This window comes from Candidatus Methylomirabilota bacterium (assembly GCA_036005065.1).
Lineage (GTDB): Bacteria > Methylomirabilota > Methylomirabilia > Rokubacteriales > DASRDR01 > DASYQW01.
Window position 1 is genome coordinate 1 of record DASYQW010000102.1, and the last position, 15,170, is coordinate 15,170.

Here is a 15,170-nt window from a genome sequence, read left to right on the forward strand (position 1 = left end):
GCGTGGTGATGAATGCGGCCGTCCGGAGCATGGCGCGCGGGACGCCCTCGGCGGTGTAAGTCGCCGCTCCGGGCGCGGCGGGCACCCGTTCGCCGCGCCACCCACCCGCGCCGCGCAAGCCTCATGAATTATCCGCGCTAGTAGAGACGTTCAGAAGGAAGGGCCACGCCCCCCTTTGACCTGGGCGTGTGTCGGAGTAAAGCAGCCCGGCTCCGACCACCGAGCCCGTGGTGCATCGAGCGGTGCTCCGAGCGGCGGCTTCGCCGCCGCCACGATGGGGGGCATCGGGGGGGTCTTCCGGGACCCCCCCGAAATGACCTAGTAGCCGAGCGAGCGGTCGACGACCTCCCGGAGCGGCTCACTCGCGAGGAAGCGCCGCAGGTTCTCCACGAACAGCTCGGCGACCAGCTCGTCGCGAAACGGATGGAGCCCCCCGATGTGGGGCAGCACCGTGATCCCCTCGGTGACCCAGAAGGGGTGCTCGGGCGGCAAGGGCTCGGTGGTGAAGACGTCGAGGACGGCGCCCGCGATGGTGCGGGAGCGGACGGCCTCGACCAGGTCGGCGTCGACCACCAGCTCGCCCCGGGCGAAGTTGAGGAGGTAGGCCGTCGGCCGCATCGCCCGGAAGCGAGCGGCGTCCATGAACCCGCGGGTCGCCGCCGTCACCGGGAGGAGCAGGAGGACGAAGTCCGCGACCGCCAGGACCTCGGCCGTCGCCGCCGGCGGGTACACAAGCTCCACGTGGGGCACCGCCCCGGGAACGCGCTTGGTGCCGACGACGCGCAACTCGAGGGCACCGGCCTTCCGCGCCACCTCGCGGCCGATGGCGCCCAGTCCCAGGATGCCGAGGGTCTTCCCCGCCAGGGGCTCGGAGACCCGCCGGGTCCAGCGGCGCTCGCGCTGATCGAAGGCGGCGGCCGCGTAGGGCTTGGTCAGGTGAAAGAGCGCGCCGAGGATGTTCTCGGGCATCTGGATCCGGTGGGTGCCGCGCGCGCAGGTCAGCGCGACCGCCGGCGGGAGGTCGGGGCGGGCCAGCCACCCCTCGACCCCGGCCGTCAGCGCCTGGATCCAGCGCAGGCGCGGCGCCCGGGCCAGGAGTCCCTTCGGCACCCGCCAGGCGAGCAGCGCGTCACAGCGGGCGAGGAGATCGGGCGAGGGTGTCTCGCCGGCGGCGACGGCCACGAGCTCCACCCGGTCGGCCAGTCCCGCGCGCTCCATCGCCGCACGGTAGACCGGGGCCTGGTCGAGCCAGAGGAGCAGCGTGGGCAGGGTCACGGAACCCCAAGATACACCCGGCGCGTCCCGCCCGACACCCGACGCCGCCGGCGTCGGCGCCGGCGCGGGCCGGCAAGGCCCGAGCTAACCGGCGGTGGCCTTCTTCTTGGGCGGTGGCTCGGGCGAGAGCAGGGGAAGCGCCTCGATCTCGCCCGGAAGCATACCGGTCAGGGACTTGGCGTTGCGCGCGATCACCTCGGCGGCGTGGATGTAGCCGGCCTCGTCCAGGCGCCCCGAGCTCATGAGCTGCGACCATCCCAGGATGGCCATGAGCGCCGTCCGCATGTCGTGCCAGCAGAACTCGAGCTCGCTCCCCCGCCTCGCCGCCATGCCCCGCCGCACGACGTCGGTCGCCCGCCGCACCTGCCCCAGTGCGGCCGACAGCTCCCGCCGCAAGCCGTCCCGCCCGTCCTGGTGGCCCTCCAGAAGGTCGAGCGCGCTCTCCAGCGACCCGCTGACGATCTTCAGGTTGCGGTGCAGGTCGCGGACCCAAAGGTTTCCCACCGCGCTTCCCCCTGGCTTTACCCCGGTCGGGGCCCCCGGAGTATCCGGAGCACGGCCGAGGCAAGCGTCACGTCGTCGACCGGCTTCATCAGGTGGGCGTCGAACCCCTGCTCGAAGGTGCGCATGTAGTCCGCGTCGGCGCCGTACGCGGTGAGGGCGACGACCGGCAGGTGCGCCCAGTGGGGATCGGCCCGGAGCTGCCGGACGAAGCCGAACCCATCCATCCTCGGCATCCGGAGGTCGCACACTACCGCGTTCGGCCGAAGCCGCGTCAGCAGATGGATGGCCTCCAGCCCGTCGGCCGCGACCACGACCCAGGCCCCGTGCTGCTCGAGCATGACGCGCGTGAGCTCGCGAGCGTCGGGATCGTCCTCGACGACCAGGATCACGGTCCCGTCGAGGCGCGGGAGGGCTTCGCTCCCTCGAGGGACCGACCGGAGTCGCCGGCCGACCGGCTTCCTCGAAGCGTCCTGACCGGGGCGGGACCTCGCCGGCCCGGCGCCGCCGGAGGTGGCCTCCTTGGGCGCAAGCCCGCCCATCCGGGCGACAGGCACCAGTCGCACCCCGGCGTCCGCCCGGCCCGGGGCATTCGCGGGGAGCGACGCCTCCGACGAGGGGCTAGTAGAGTGGTCCGTCCGCAGGGCGCTGGGGTCCTGGCCGGCCATGCTCATCCCTGTAGGGACACCTCTCTACTGTACAACCCGGTATCGGTCCGTCTCTTCCGGAAACGGTCAGATCCCCTCCCGAGGCCTCGAAGGTGCACGGCGGCGAACCCGCTCACGGCCCGCTTGCGCCGTCAGCCGGCATACTTACGTCCCTCGCCCGGATCGGTGGTCAAAGGCGTAGGTCTCCGCGCGTGATTAGGGTGCAACGGCCATGCCGGCCAGACACTCACCCGAGAGTCAGCCGGTCCCGGTACGCGGGGACCACAGTCTCCCAGCCGAGCTCGGCGCGAACTCGCCGCGCGAGCGCCGCCGCCGGATCCGGGTCTCCGTGGACGACGAACACGCGCTTGGGTGGAGGCGTCGCGGTGCGAAGCCAGGCCAGGAGCCCGTCGGCATCCGCGTGCGCGGAAAGCCCGTGGACCGTCTCGACATGCGCGCGGACGGGGACCTCCTCGCCGAAGATCCGGAGCGTCCGGGCGCCTTCCTGTAACAGACGGCCACGCGTCCCCACCGCCTGGTATCCGACGAGGAGCACGGTCGTCCGCGGGTCGGGCAGCCGCTGCCGCAGGTGATGGAGCACGCGGCCCCCGGTCGCCATGCCGCTGGCGGCGATGATCAGGATCGGGCCGCTGAGGGCGTTGATGGCCCTGGACGCCTCGGGGGTCCGCGCCAGATGGAGCTCTCCATACTCGAACGGCGAGTCGCCGGCGAACACGAACCGGCGCATCTCGTCGTCGAACTCTTCGGGGTGCGCCCAGTAGATCGCCGTCGCCTCGATGGCCATCGGGCTGTCGACGTAGGTGGGCAGCCGTGGAATGCGGCCCGCCTGGGCCAGTCCCTTGAGGTGGAAGAGAAGCTCCTGGGTCCGGCCCACGGCGAATGCCGGGACGACGATCGCGCCGCCGCGCTTCACGGCCGCCGTGACGGCGGCCTCGAGCTGGGCGGCGATCGTGTCGGCGTCGTGGCGCCGGTCGCCGTAGGTGGATTCGACGACGACGTAGTCGGCCTCGCCGATCGGGGTCGGATCGGGAAGGATCGGGGCGCCGACCCGGCCCAGGTCGCCGGAGAAGACGAGCCGCCGACGCTCGGACCCGTCGCCGGCCTCCACCGTGACGATGGCCGAGCCCAGGATGTGGCCGGCGCGGCGGAAGGCGATGCGGATCCCGGGCCCCGGCTCGAGCCACGCGTCGTAGTCGACTCCGGTCACCGCGAGGGCCGCGGCCAGGCCTTCTTCGGCGGTGTAGAGGGGAAGGGCCGGCACGTGCTTCGAGCTTCTCCGCTTGACGTGGTAGGCGGCCTCCTCCTCCTGGAGGTGCCCCGAGTCGGGGAGCAGGATCTTCGCCAGGTCGGCCGTGGCCCGGGTGGCGTAAACGGGGCCGCGGAAGCCGTCTTTCCAGAGTCGCGGCAGGTAGCCCGTGTGGTCGATGTGGGCGTGGGTGAGGACGACCCAGTCGAGCCGCCCCCGATCCAGGGGAAGCGGCTCCCAGTTCCGCCGGCGGAGCTCCTTCAGGCCCTGGTAGAGCCCGCAGTCGACCAGGAAGCGGCGGCCGGCCGCCTCCACCAGGAACTTCGACCCGGTGACCGTGCCCACGGCGCCCAGACAGTCGACGGCGGCGATCATGCCGCGCGATGGTACCACGGACGCCGGCCCTTGACGGGCCGGTAGAGAGGATGCGATAACAGGCCACCTGCACCACGCGAGAGCCCGGAGCCCCTCAGGCAAGGAGACAGAGTGATGGCTGCCACGCCGAAGACGCTCGACGGTGTCCCCGCCGAGAAATGGGTCGAGCTCTACACGATCATGATGCGGATCCGCCAGTTCGAAGAGCGCATCATGCCGCTCCTCAAGGAAGGCAAGATCAAGGGGACCGCGCACCCCTCGGTGGGACAGGAGGCGGTGGCGGCCGGCGTGTGCGGCATTCTCCAGCCGACCGACTACATCGTGTCGAACCACCGGGGGCACGGACACTGCATCGCCAAGGGGATGCGGACACCCGAGATGATGGCCGAGCTCTACGCGAAGCGCACCGGGTCCAACAAGGGGAAAGGCGGCTCGATGCACATCGCCGACCTCGACCAGCACATCATCGGGTGTACCGGCATCGTGGGCAGTGGCGCCCCGATCGCAGGCGGCGCCGCGCTGGCCGCCAAGCTGGGGAAGACGGGGCAGGCGGTCGTCTGCTTCTTCGGCGACGGCGGCATCAACCAGGGCGTGGTGTTCGAGTCGATGAACATGGCGGCCATCTGGCAGCTGCCGGTCGTCTTCGTGTGCGAGAACAACATGTACGCCCTGTCGACGCCCGCCGAGAAGATGACGGCGCTCAAGCAGCTCGCCGACCGCGCGCAGGGCTTCGGCTTTCCCGGGTTCCAGGTCATGGGTAACGACCTCCGGGCCGTCGTCGGCGCCACCCGCGAGGCGCTCGAGCGCGCCCGGGCCGGCCAGGGTCCGACGCTCCTCGAGTGCAAGACGTACCGGTGGTACGGCCACTCGGCCATGCGGCCCGACACCCGCGCCTACCGGGCCCGTGAGGAAGAGCTGGAGTGGCGCGAGCGCGACCCGATCGCGCTGGCCGAGAAGGAGCTCGGGAAGGCCGGAATCCTCACCGCGGAGCAGGTCGCCCGGATCCAGCGCGAGGTCGCCAAGGAGATCGAGGAGGCCGTGGAGTTCGCCGAGCGCTCCCCCGATCCCGACCTCCAGGAGATGTTCACCGACGTCTACGCGCCCTACTGACTCTCGGCGGGGGGCTGCGCCCCCCTCCGACGGCCCTCCCGGCGAAGCCGGGCCGTTCGCCCTTCGGCGAACGGATCGGGCCTGCCTCCCCCCGGGAAGCTGGGGCGGCAGGTCACGAGGCCGAAGGTAGAGGCCGAGGAGGGGGGCTCGAGATGGCGGTGATCACGTACCGGGACGCGCTCAATCACGCGCACCGCGAGGAGATGGAGCGGGACGAGCGCGTGTTCCTGATGGGGGAAGAGGTCGCGGTCTACGGGGGCGCCTACAAGGTCAGCCAGGGCCTCCTCGAGAAGTTCGGCGAGCGGCGCGTCATCGACACGCCCATCTGCGAGTCAGGCTTCACGGGGGTCGGGATCGGGGCGGCCATGGTCGGGCTGCGCCCGATCGTCGAGATGATGACGTTCAACTTCGCCCTCCTGGCCCTCGACCAGATCGTGAACCACGCCGCCAAGCTCCACTACATGTCCGGCGGCCAGTTCAGCTGCCCGCTGGTCGTCCGGGGGCCGGGGGGCCCCGCCCACCAGCTGGCCGCGCAGCACTCGCAGTCGATGGAGACCTACTTCTACCACGTGCCCGGGCTCAAGGTCGTCCGCCCGACCACGCCGCGCGACGCCAAGGGACTCCTCAAGAGCGCGATCCGCGACGACAACCCGGTGATCTTCATCGAGTCCGAGACCCTCTACGGCGTCAAGGGCGAGGTGCCCGAGGACCCCGACTTCCTGATTCCGCTCGGCGTCGCCGAGGTCAAGCGCGAGGGGCGGGACGTGACGGCGATCGCCTACTCGGGCATGTACTATCGGGTCCTGGAGGCGGCCGAGGAGGTGGAGCGGACCGACGGCATCTCCGTCGAGATCGTCGACCCCCGCACGCTCCGGCCCATGGACACCGAGACGATCCTGGCGTCCGTGCGCAAGACTCACCGGGCGGTGGTGGCCGAGTCCGGCGCCGGCTTCGCCGGGATGGGCTCCGAGATCGCCGCCTCCATCACCGAGAGCGCCTTCGACGACCTGGACGCGCCGGTCCGGCGGGTCACCGGCGCCAACGCGCCGATGCCGTACGCCCGGAACCTCGAGCGGCTCAAGACGCCCTCGAAGGAAAAGATCGTGGAGGCGCTCCGCAAGGTCTGCGCCGTCGACTGAGAGGCCGCGAACCGATGACCCTCGACGGAGCTTCGAGGAGGGGCGACGTCCTATGGCGGTGACCAAGGTCGTGATGCCGAAGTTGTCGGAGGCGATGGAGACCGGCAAGCTCCTGCGGTGGCTCAAGCAGGAAGGGGAGCGGGTCGCCGGCGGCGACATCGTCGCCGAGATCGAGACGGACAAGGCCGACATCGAGCTGGAAGCCTTCGGCTCGGGCGTCCTCCGGAAGGTGCTGGTCGGGCCTGGCGCGACCGTGCCGGTCGGCAACCTCATCGCGGTGATCGCCGAGCCCGACGACGACATCTCCGGCGTGCTCGGCGCGGCCGGCGCCCCGACCGCGCCGGCGGCGCCCCCGAAGCGGGCCGAGGAGCCCGCGCGAGCCGCGGCGCCGACCGGCGGGCAACCCCCCGCGGCGGCCCCGGCGCCGTCGGCCCCGTCCACGCGGGCCGAGGAGCCGGTGCGGGCCGCGGCGCCGACCGGCGGGCAGCCCGCCACCGCGGCCACCGTGCCGGCGCAGCCGTCGGTATCGGCGGCCGACGCCCGGCAGGCCCCCGCCGCGGTGACGGCCGCCGCCACGCCGCCGGCGGCCGAGGCGGCGCGCGAGGAAGAGGCGGAGGAGACGCCGGTGGCCGGTCGGCGGCTCCGGGCCTCGCCGCTGGCGAAGAAGCTCGCGCAGAAGTCCGGCATCGATCTCACCCTGGTCAAGGGGACGGGGCCAGCCGGCCGCATCATCCAGCGCGACGTCGAATCATTCGTCGCCTCGCGACCGGCCGAGGCGGCCCGGCCGGCCGCCCCGGCCGTGCGGCCCGCCCCGCGGCCCGAGGCCCGGCCCGCGGCGGAGTACGAGGATCAGGCGCTCAGCCAGCTCCGCGCGGCGATCGCTCGGCAGATGACCCAGTCGAAGGCCCCCGTCCCGCACTTCTACCTCACCACGGAGGTCGCGATGGAGCGGGCGGTGGCGTTGCGGGAGGAGCTCCAGGCGCTTCCCGGCGCCCCCAAGCTCACCTTCACCGACCTCATCGTCCGGGCCTGTGCGGTGACGCTGACGAAGCATCCCGGCGTCAACGCGAGCTTCCAGGGCCAGGCGATTCGCCGGTACCGGGCGGTGCACATCGGGATCGCCGTCGCGCTCGAGGACGGGCTCATCACCCCCGTCCTCCGCGACTGCGATCAGAAGGGCCTCTTCCAGATCGCCGCCGAGTCCCGGGACCTCGCCGAGCGGACCCGGGTCCGGAAGCTCAAGGCCCAGGAGCTCTCCGGCGCCACCTTCTCCGTCTCCAACCTCGGGATGTTCGCCGTCGACGAGTTCTCCGCCATCATCAACCCGCCGGAGGGGGCGATCCTGGCGGTGGGCGCGATCGTCGACAAGCCGGTGGTCGTCAAGGGCCAGCTCGCGGTCGGCAAGCGCCTGCGCCTGACGCTGTCGTGCGATCACCGCGCGATGGATGGGGCCATGGGCGCCCGCTTCCTGGGGGATCTCCAAGCCCTCCTCGAGGCCCCGCTCGGGCTCCTGGTCTAAGGCGATGGCGAGCGAGAAGTTCGACGTCGTCGTCGTGGGGTCGGGCCCGGGGGGCTACGTGGGCGCGATCCGGGCGGCCCAGCTCGGGCTCCGGACGGCTGTCGTCGAGGCCGACCGCCCGGGTGGGATCTGCCTGAACTGGGGCTGCATCCCGACCAAGGCGCTCCTCCGAAACGCCGAGGTCCTTCAGCTCTTCCAGCGGGCGGCCGAGTGGGGCATCGCCTTCGACAATCTGCGCGCCGACTACGCCGTGGCCTATCGCCGGAGCCGGCAGGTCGCCGACCGGATGGCCAAGGGCGTCGAGTTTCTCTTCCGGAAGAACACGATCACGCTCATCGCGGGCCGGGGCGAGCTCGCCGGGCCCGGGGCCGTCCGCGTCCACCCCGCCCAGGGGGCCCCGCGGACCGTCGAAGCCCGCGCGGTGGTTCTGGCGATGGGCGCCGAGCCCAAGAGTCTCCCGGGGGTGAGCCTGGACGGCCGGCGCGTCATCAGCTCGGACGACGCCCTCCGTCTCGAGCGGCTTCCCGCCTCCGTGATCGTCATCGGCGCCGGCGCCGTCGGAGTGGAGTTCGCGGACGTGTTCGCCGCCTACGGAGTCCAGGTCACGATCATCGAGGCGCTGCCGCGGCTCCTGCCCCTCGAGGACGAGGAGATCTCACGCCTCCTCGCCCGGAGCTTCACGCGGCGGAAGATCGACGTCCGCGCCGGCGCCAAGGTCCGAACGGTCAAGGCGGGTCCCGACGGCGTCGAGGTCGAGATCGAGCACGAGGGTCGGGCCGATCGCCTTCAGGCCGAGCAGGTGCTGATGGCGGTGGGACGCGGCGCGAAGACCCGGGGCGCGGGTCTCGAGGGGGTCGGGGTGGCGATGGAGCGCGGGTTCGTCAAGGTGACCCCGCACCTGGAGAGCTCGGTCCCGGGGATCTACGCGATCGGGGACGTCGCCGGGCCGCCGCTGCTCGCCCACAAGGCCAGTGCCGAGGGGATCGTGGCCGCCGAGACGATCGCCGGCCAGCCGAGCCACACCGTCGACTACCAGGCCGTCCCGAGCTGCACCTATTGCCATCCGCAGGTGGCGAGCCTGGGACTGACCGAGGCGCAGGCCCGCGAGCGCGGGGACGCCGTGCGGGTCGGGAAGTACCAGTTTCAGGCGAACGGCAAGGCTCAGGCCCTCGGGGAGCCCGAGGGGCTCGTCAAGATCGTGGCCGCCGCCGACACCGGGGAGATCCTGGGCGTCCACATCCTCGGGGCCGAGGCGACCGAGCTGATCGCGGAGTTCGGGCTCGGGAAGACGCTCGAGGCGACGGTGGAGGAGGTGGGCCACACGATCCACGCTCATCCCACGATGTCCGAGGCCGTCATGGAGGCGGCGCTGGACGCCATGGGCGCCGCCATCCATCTCTAGCCTCTTCGGAGGGGGCCTCGGCGGCCCCATCCGAGACCTCCCCCACCTTTTGGGCTGGGTGGGCGGGCCCGCGGGCGAAGCCCGCGCTCGGAGCGCTCCGGCTGGGAGCGCGCGGAACACATCCCCGTCCTCCGGGCGGCGGCGAAGCCGCCGCCAGACGGGGGGCATCGGGTGGTCTTCCGAGACCCCCCGAAAGGGCTCAGGGGTGGGGGACGCCCAGGAAGGGAAGATGGACGAGCAGGGTGAATCCGTTCACGCAGAAGAGCGTGGCCACCAGCGCAAACACGACGGAGACGCCGTAGAGCGCGCGCGAGGTCGACAAGATCGACACCGACGCGATGACGATGCCGATCTGGAGTAGGGCCTCGGCCAGGTCGAAGTTCGGGTCGCGGGCCCGGTTCTCGTCCCGCTCGTGCTCGAGCTTCTTGGCCTCCTTCTCGATGTCCTTCTTCTCGGCGTTGTAGCGCTTCTCCTCCTCGGCGAACTTCGCCCGGAGCTCCTCCAGCTTGGCCCGGGCCGCCGGGGACATGGTGGCGCCGCGCTCGACGAGGTCCGCCTCGATCCGGAGGGCCTGGGCCCGGTACTGGTGCTCCCGGATCACCTTGGCCTGGTAGAAGTTCCACTGGTCCGAGGCCTGCTGCTGGGCCAGCAGCATCTCCTTCATCGCGTTGTTGCCGCCGAGGGAGGTCAGGGCCAGGACCACCGCGTACACGGCGGTCGTGAGGGCGACGCGGCGGGTGAAGGCCTTGTCCTTGGCCTCCTCCGCCGCGTGCTCCAGGGGCTCCGGGATCTCCGCCATGTCCTCGGATCTTCGGTTGTGCTGTGAGGGAGGCAGACCCGAGGTCAGGAGCCTGCCGGGTTAACCAGGTGCTACGCGTTTGCTCGACCGCCGACGGTCAGTGTTCCGCTTCGAGCGCCGGCTTTGCCGGCGCAACTTTCCTGGGGGGTTGTTCAAAGGGGGGCACGCCCCCCTTTGATGACCTAGACGCCCTCGAGCGGCTCGTCCTTCCCGCGCAGCTTGGAGATCTCCTCGCGCATGGCGCTCCGGCCGGCCTCGAAGGCGGCCCGGAGCTGGGCGGACTTCTCCTCGACGACCTCCTTGCCACGCCCGAGGTACTCCTGCGCCTTGACCTGGGCCTCGCCCATCGTCTCCTGGGCCCGGCGCGCGAACTCCGAACCGCGCTCCTGGGCCAGCCGCGCCAGATCCGTCCCCCTCTCGCGGAGGAGCTCGCGCGTCTCTTCACCCGTCTTGGGAGCCAGCAGGAGCGCGACACCCGCCCCGATGATCGCTCCGACCGTCAAGAGCCCCAAGGCTCCCAGGAAGTTGAGATCGCTCTGCCGTTCGTCCGTCATGGTCGACGCCTCCTATCCCGACGGCTTCCCCTTGCTGAGTCGATGGATGAACACGTCCACCCCTTTCCGCAGGCCCTGGGCCACGCCCAACACCTTTCCGACCGTCCCCGCGCCTCCGAGAATGCCCGTGAGCTTCACCAGGCGGGCCAGCAGCTCTTGAGTCATGACCACGACGCCTTCGGCTTCCCGCAGATCGCGGTTGGCCCGCTGGGCCAGCTCCCGGTGCTCCTGGAGGAGGGCCTGGAGCTGCGAGGCGAGGGGCCGGATCTCCCGCTCCACCGCCGTCAGGGTTTCGGCCGTCGTGCGGGCGGTCCGCATGATCTGGACGAGCGCGGGGATCGCGGCGACCACGAGGGCGACGAGCGCCAGGCTGGCGATCAAGGCGGCGATGCCGAGCACGGATCAGAGCCCCTTTTTTCGGAGTGGGTGGCGCGACGCGGATCGGCTCTACCGTAACAGAGGGGTCCGGGCGTCGTCAAATGCCGCGCGGCTCGGGACCGCTGGCGTTGACGCGTCCAGACCGGCCTTCTATAATGACAAACCGATGTTTCATCCGCGAGTCGGGTCGTGAGCCTCGAGGACCGCTTCGCCGAGCTCAAGCGCCTGCGCCAGGCCGCGGAGCTGGGTGGGGGCGAGGAGCGCATGGCCCGCCAGCACCGAGCGGGAAAGAAGACGGCCCGGGAGCGGGTCGAGCTCCTGCTCGACAAGGGCTCCTTCGACGAGCTCGATCGCTTCGTCGTCCACCAGGCGACCGACTTCCGGATGTCCGAGCAGAAGTTCCTGGGGGACGGAGTCGTGACCGGCTCCGGCCGGATCCACGGGCGGCCGGTCTACCTCTTCGCCCAGGACTTCACCGTCTTCGGCGGCTCCTTGTCCATGACCTACGCGCAGAAGATTTGCAAGATCATGGATCTGGCGCTCAAGGTCGGGGTGCCGATCATCGGGCTGAACGACTCCGGAGGCGCCCGGATCCAGGAAGGCGTCGTCTCCCTGGCCGGCTACGCGGAAATCTTCCTCCGGAACACACTGCTGTCCGGGGTCGTGCCGCAGATCTCCGCGATCATGGGGCCGTGTGCCGGCGGCGCCGTGTACTCCCCGGCGATCACGGACTTCGTCTTCATGGTCCGCGGGACCTCCTACATGTTCGTCACCGGACCGGACGTCATCAAGGCGGTGACCCACGAGGAGGTCACCTTCGAGGAGCTCGGCGGCGCCGACACCCACGCCCGGCGGTCGGGGGTCGCCCACTTCGCCGTCGAGAGCGAGGAAGAGTGTCTGGCCGCGATCCGGGAGCTCCTCACCTTCCTGCCGCCGAACAACCTCGAGGATCCGCCGGTCCGGCCGACTCTGGATCCTCCCGATCGGCTCGACGAGGCCCTGCAGTCCCTCGTGCCGGACAACCCGACGAAGCCCTACGACATGAAGGAGCTGATCCAGACGGTCCTCGACGACCACGTCTTCTTCGAGGTGCAGCCCGACTACGCCCCGAACCTGGTCATCGGCTTCGGCCGCCTCGGTGGCCGGCCGGTCGGGATCGTGGCCAACCAGCCGGCCCACCTCGCCGGGTGCCTCGACATCGCCGCCTCGCTCAAGGGCGCCCGGTTCGTCCGGTTCTGCGACTGCTTCAACCTCCCGCTCATCACGTTCGAGGACGTCCCCGGGTTCCTCCCGGGCACCGCCCAGGAGTACGGCGGGATCATCAAGCACGGGGCCAAGCTCCTCTACGCCTTCGCCGAGGCGACCGTCCCCAAGCTCACGGTCATCACGCGCAAGGCCTACGGCGGGGCGTACTGCGTCATGGCCTCGAAGCACATCCGGGCCGACGCGAACTTCGCCTTCCCGACCGCGGAGATCGCCGTGATGGGGCCGGAGGGAGCGGTCAACATCCTCTACAAGCGCGAGATGGCCGACGGGCCCGAGGGGGCCCGCTTCCGGGAGGAGCGCACGGCGGAGTTCCGCGCGAAGTTCGCCAATCCCTACGTGGCCGCCGAGCGCGGGTACGTGGACGACGTGATCGAGCCCCGGGAGACCCGGCGGCGGCTCATCGGCGCCCTCGAGACGCTGCACACCAAGCGGGACCAGAACGCCCCGCGAAAGCACGGGAACCTGCCCCTGTAGGCGGGGCCCACCGATGGATGCAGACGAGCCCCGGACGATCGAGGAGGCCCGGGCGCGCTGGGAGCGGGAGATCCTCCGGCCGGCCCTCGACCGGGCGCCGGAGCGGGCCCGCTTCGAGACCTCCTGGGGCACCCCGGTGCCCCGGCTGAGCACGCCGGCCGACCTGACGGCGTTCGACTACCTCCGCGATCTCGCCTTCCCCGGGGAATACCCATACACCCGGGGCGTCCAGCCGACCATGTACCGCGGGCGGCTCTGGACCATGCGCCAGTACGCCGGCTTCGGCTCGGCCGCCGAGAGCAACCGCCGCTTCCGCTACCTGCTCGACCAGGGGCAGACCGGGCTCTCCGTCGCCTTCGACCTTCCGACCCAGATGGGCCACGACGCCGATGCGCCCGCCGCGCGCAGCGAGGTCGGGCGGGTCGGCGTGTCGATCTCGAGCCTGGAGGACATGGCGGCGCTCCTCGACGGGATCCCGCTCGACCGGGTCTCCACATCGATGACGATCAACGCCACCGCGCCCATCCTCCTCGCGCTCTACGTCGTGGTCGGGGAGCGTCAGGGAGTGCCGGGGACGAAGCTCTCCGGCACGGTGCAGAACGACATCCTCAAGGAGTACATCGCCCGCGGCACCTACATCTTCCCGCCGGGCCCCTCGCTCCGCCTCGTCACCGACTGCTTCGCCTACTGCAAAGATCACGTCCCCCGCTGGAACACCATCTCGATCTCGGGCTACCACATGCGGGAGGCGGGGTCGACGGCGGTGCAGGAGGTGGCCTTCAGCTTTGCCAACGCCATCGCCTATGTCGAGGCGGCGCTGGCGGCCGGACTCGAGGTCGACGAGTTCGCCCCCCAGCTCTCCTTCTTCTTCAACGCCCACAACAACCTGCTGGAGGAGGTCGCCAAGTTCCGAGCGGCGCGGCGGCTCTGGGCGCGGATCATGCGGGAGCGCTTCCACGCGCGGGACCCGCGCGCCTGGATGCTGCGCTTTCACGCCCAGACGGCCGGCTCCATGCTCACCGCCCAGCAGCCCGAGAACAACATCGTGCGGGTGGCGATCCAGGCGCTGGCCGCGATCCTGGGCGGCTGCCAGTCCCTCCACACCAACTCGATGGACGAAGCCCTGGCCCTGCCTTCCGAGGCCGCGGTGCGGATCGCGCTCCGGACCCAGCAGATCCTCGCCTACGAGGCGGGGGTCGCCGACTCGGTCGATCCCCTGGGCGGCGCCTTCCACATCGAACGGCTGACCACCGAGATCGAGGAGGCGGCCGTCGCCTACCTGGAGAAGATCGAGGGCATGGGTGGAGCCGTGACGGCGATCCCGTTCATGCAGCAGGAGATCCAGGAGGCGGCCTATCGCTACCAGCTGGAGATCGAGACCGGGGCCCGGATCGTGGTCGGCGTGAACGAGTTCGTCACCGGGGAGCCGCCGCCGGCCCAGCTCTTCCACCCGGATCCCACCGGGGAAGCGGCCCAGGTGGAGCGGCTCGGCCGCCTCCGGGCGACGCGGGACCCGGACCGCGCCGCTCGCGCGCTCGACGCCGTCGAGGCGGCCGCCCGCGGCCACGCGAACCTGCTCCCGCGCCTCCTCGAGGCCGTCCACGCCCAGGCGACCCTGGGCGAGGTCTGTGACCGGCTCCGGGCGGTGTTCGGCGTGCACCGGCCCTCGGTGGCGTTCTGATGGCGCGCGGCCGACCGACGATCCGCGTGGCCATCGCGGCGCTCGGGCTGGTGGTGGCCGGGGCGATGGGCGCGCGGGCCGACCTGCTCCAGGACCTGGGCGCCACCTTCGAGCGGGTCGCCCAGGAGCTCCAGGCCACGTTCCCGAAGGTCGAGGCGCGCATCGTGCTCGTGGAAGGCGCGCAGGTGCGCCTGGCCGGCTCGGGCCTGACGGCTCTCCGTCCCGGCCTCGAGCTCGTCGCCTACCGGAAAGGCGCGCTCTTCCGGCACCCGATCACCAATCAGCCGCTGGGCCATGCCGAGGAGGAGGTCGCCACGCTCGTGGTGACCTCGATCGAGGGGGACCAGGCGACGGCGCGGGTCGCGGTCACCGAGGGCGGGCGGACCCCCATCGCCGGCGACGGCGCCCGGCTCACGGCCGGGCGCATCCCGGTGGCGGTGCTTCCCACGCTCGGCGTGCAGGTCGCCGGCGAGACGCCCCAGGACACCGCGCTCTTGCTCGTCTCCCGCTTCTCGGCCCTGCTCGAGAAAACGGGCCGGTTCCTGGCCGTGGAGCCCCAGCGCGTGCTCGAGGCGGTGGGACCGGCGGGGAGCGCGGCTCCGCCGTCCCCCTTGGAGGTCGCGCGGAAGCTCCGGGCGCCGGCCGTGCTCACCTCGCGGGTCGTGGAGGAGGGCCGCGCGCGCCATCTGGAGACGGCCTGGATCTCGGGTCGCACCGGGGCGACGCTGGTCGCCTCGCGCACGCCGCTGGCGCGGGCGGCCTACCCGCCCCGCTTTGCCTGGG

Annotated in this window: 14 protein-coding genes; 7 read left to right on the plus strand and 7 right to left on the minus strand. The window is 71.5% G+C overall.

Annotation, left to right across the window (positions count from 1 at the left end; genetic code table 11):
• Nucleotides 1-318 precede the first annotated feature (318 nt).
• The 4 genes from VGW35_07605 to VGW35_07620 form a co-directional block, all read right to left on the minus strand.
• Nucleotides 319-1,275 (minus strand): D-2-hydroxyacid dehydrogenase, encoded by a 957-nt coding sequence (locus VGW35_07605; protein HEV8307519.1) that lies wholly within the window; start codon nt 1,273-1,275, stop codon nt 319-321.
• Nucleotides 1,276-1,359: 84 nt separating this feature from the next.
• Entirely contained in the window at nt 1,360-1,779 is a 420-nt protein-coding gene (locus tag VGW35_07610; protein HEV8307520.1) for a hypothetical protein, read from the minus strand.
• A 17-nt stretch (nt 1,780-1,796) separates the two neighbouring features.
• Nucleotides 1,797-2,168 (minus strand): response regulator, encoded by a 372-nt coding sequence (locus tag VGW35_07615; protein HEV8307521.1) that lies wholly within the window; start codon nt 2,166-2,168, stop codon nt 1,797-1,799.
• A 502-nt stretch (nt 2,169-2,670) separates the two neighbouring features.
• Complete coding sequence (locus tag VGW35_07620) at nt 2,671-4,065, minus strand: MBL fold metallo-hydrolase (GenBank protein HEV8307522.1); 1,395 nt, start codon at nt 4,063-4,065, stop codon at nt 2,671-2,673.
• A 114-nt stretch (nt 4,066-4,179) separates the two neighbouring features.
• Here VGW35_07620 and VGW35_07625 point away from each other — a divergent pair, with 114 nt between their 5' ends.
• From VGW35_07625 to lpdA, 4 genes are all read left to right on the plus strand, one after another.
• Nucleotides 4,180-5,175, plus strand: a complete 996-nt coding sequence (locus VGW35_07625) for a thiamine pyrophosphate-dependent dehydrogenase E1 component subunit alpha (protein ID HEV8307523.1) — start codon at nt 4,180-4,182, stop codon at nt 5,173-5,175.
• Nucleotides 5,176-5,327: 152 nt separating this feature from the next.
• Nucleotides 5,328-6,314 (plus strand): pyruvate dehydrogenase complex E1 component subunit beta, encoded by a 987-nt coding sequence (locus tag VGW35_07630; GenBank protein HEV8307524.1) that lies wholly within the window; start codon nt 5,328-5,330, stop codon nt 6,312-6,314.
• 52 nt (nt 6,315-6,366) lie between these two features.
• Complete coding sequence (locus VGW35_07635) at nt 6,367-7,833, plus strand: dihydrolipoamide acetyltransferase family protein (GenBank protein ID HEV8307525.1); 1,467 nt, start codon at nt 6,367-6,369, stop codon at nt 7,831-7,833.
• A gap of 4 nt (nt 7,834-7,837) precedes the next feature.
• Entirely contained in the window at nt 7,838-9,235 is a 1,398-nt protein-coding gene (gene lpdA, locus VGW35_07640; protein HEV8307526.1) for a dihydrolipoyl dehydrogenase, read from the plus strand.
• A gap of 199 nt (nt 9,236-9,434) precedes the next feature.
• Here the strand turns inward: lpdA and VGW35_07645 are convergent, their stop codons facing one another.
• From VGW35_07645 to VGW35_07655, 3 genes are all read right to left on the minus strand, one after another.
• Entirely contained in the window at nt 9,435-10,034 is a 600-nt protein-coding gene (locus VGW35_07645) for a DUF4337 domain-containing protein (GenBank protein HEV8307527.1), read from the minus strand.
• A gap of 182 nt (nt 10,035-10,216) precedes the next feature.
• On the minus strand, nt 10,217-10,588 hold the full coding sequence (locus VGW35_07650) for a YtxH domain-containing protein (protein HEV8307528.1): 372 nt from the start codon (nt 10,586-10,588) through the stop codon (nt 10,217-10,219).
• A gap of 12 nt (nt 10,589-10,600) precedes the next feature.
• Nucleotides 10,601-10,987 carry a DUF948 domain-containing protein gene (locus tag VGW35_07655; GenBank protein HEV8307529.1) on the minus strand — a complete coding sequence of 129 codons (387 nt, stop codon included), beginning with the start codon at nt 10,985-10,987 and terminating at the stop codon, nt 10,601-10,603.
• Between the two features lie 168 nt (nt 10,988-11,155).
• Between VGW35_07655 and VGW35_07660 the strand changes: the two genes are divergently transcribed.
• The 3 genes from VGW35_07660 to VGW35_07670 form a co-directional block, all read left to right on the plus strand.
• On the plus strand, nt 11,156-12,706 hold the full coding sequence (locus VGW35_07660) for an acyl-CoA carboxylase subunit beta (GenBank protein HEV8307530.1): 1,551 nt from the start codon (nt 11,156-11,158) through the stop codon (nt 12,704-12,706).
• A gap of 13 nt (nt 12,707-12,719) precedes the next feature.
• The gene (locus tag VGW35_07665; GenBank protein ID HEV8307531.1) at nt 12,720-14,387 is read left to right on the plus strand and encodes a methylmalonyl-CoA mutase family protein; all 1,668 of its coding nucleotides are present in this window, start codon (nt 12,720-12,722) and stop codon (nt 14,385-14,387) included.
• Nucleotides 14,387-15,170 (plus strand): hypothetical protein (locus VGW35_07670; GenBank protein ID HEV8307532.1); only part of this gene is annotated, 784 nt, incomplete at its 3' end. The genes VGW35_07665 and VGW35_07670, both read left to right, overlap by 1 nt.

What these genes read in the sequence shown, in the direction of transcription:
- VGW35_07650 (HEV8307528.1), bottom strand. Translation starts at nt 10,588, where the DNA reads ATGACGGACGAACGGCAGAGCGATCTCAACTTCCTGGGAGCCTTGGGG.
- VGW35_07665 (HEV8307531.1), top strand. Translation starts at nt 12,720, where the DNA reads ATGGATGCAGACGAGCCCCGGACGATCGAGGAGGCCCGGGCGCGCTGG.
- VGW35_07645 (HEV8307527.1), bottom strand. Translation starts at nt 10,034, where the DNA reads ATGGCGGAGATCCCGGAGCCCCTGGAGCACGCGGCGGAGGAGGCCAAG.
- lpdA (HEV8307526.1), top strand. Translation starts at nt 7,838, where the DNA reads ATGGCGAGCGAGAAGTTCGACGTCGTCGTCGTGGGGTCGGGCCCGGGG.
- VGW35_07625 (HEV8307523.1), top strand. Translation starts at nt 4,180, where the DNA reads ATGGCTGCCACGCCGAAGACGCTCGACGGTGTCCCCGCCGAGAAATGG.
- VGW35_07635 (HEV8307525.1), top strand. Translation starts at nt 6,367, where the DNA reads ATGGCGGTGACCAAGGTCGTGATGCCGAAGTTGTCGGAGGCGATGGAG.
- VGW35_07620 (HEV8307522.1), bottom strand. Translation starts at nt 4,065, where the DNA reads ATGATCGCCGCCGTCGACTGTCTGGGCGCCGTGGGCACGGTCACCGGG.
- VGW35_07630 (HEV8307524.1), top strand. Translation starts at nt 5,328, where the DNA reads ATGGCGGTGATCACGTACCGGGACGCGCTCAATCACGCGCACCGCGAG.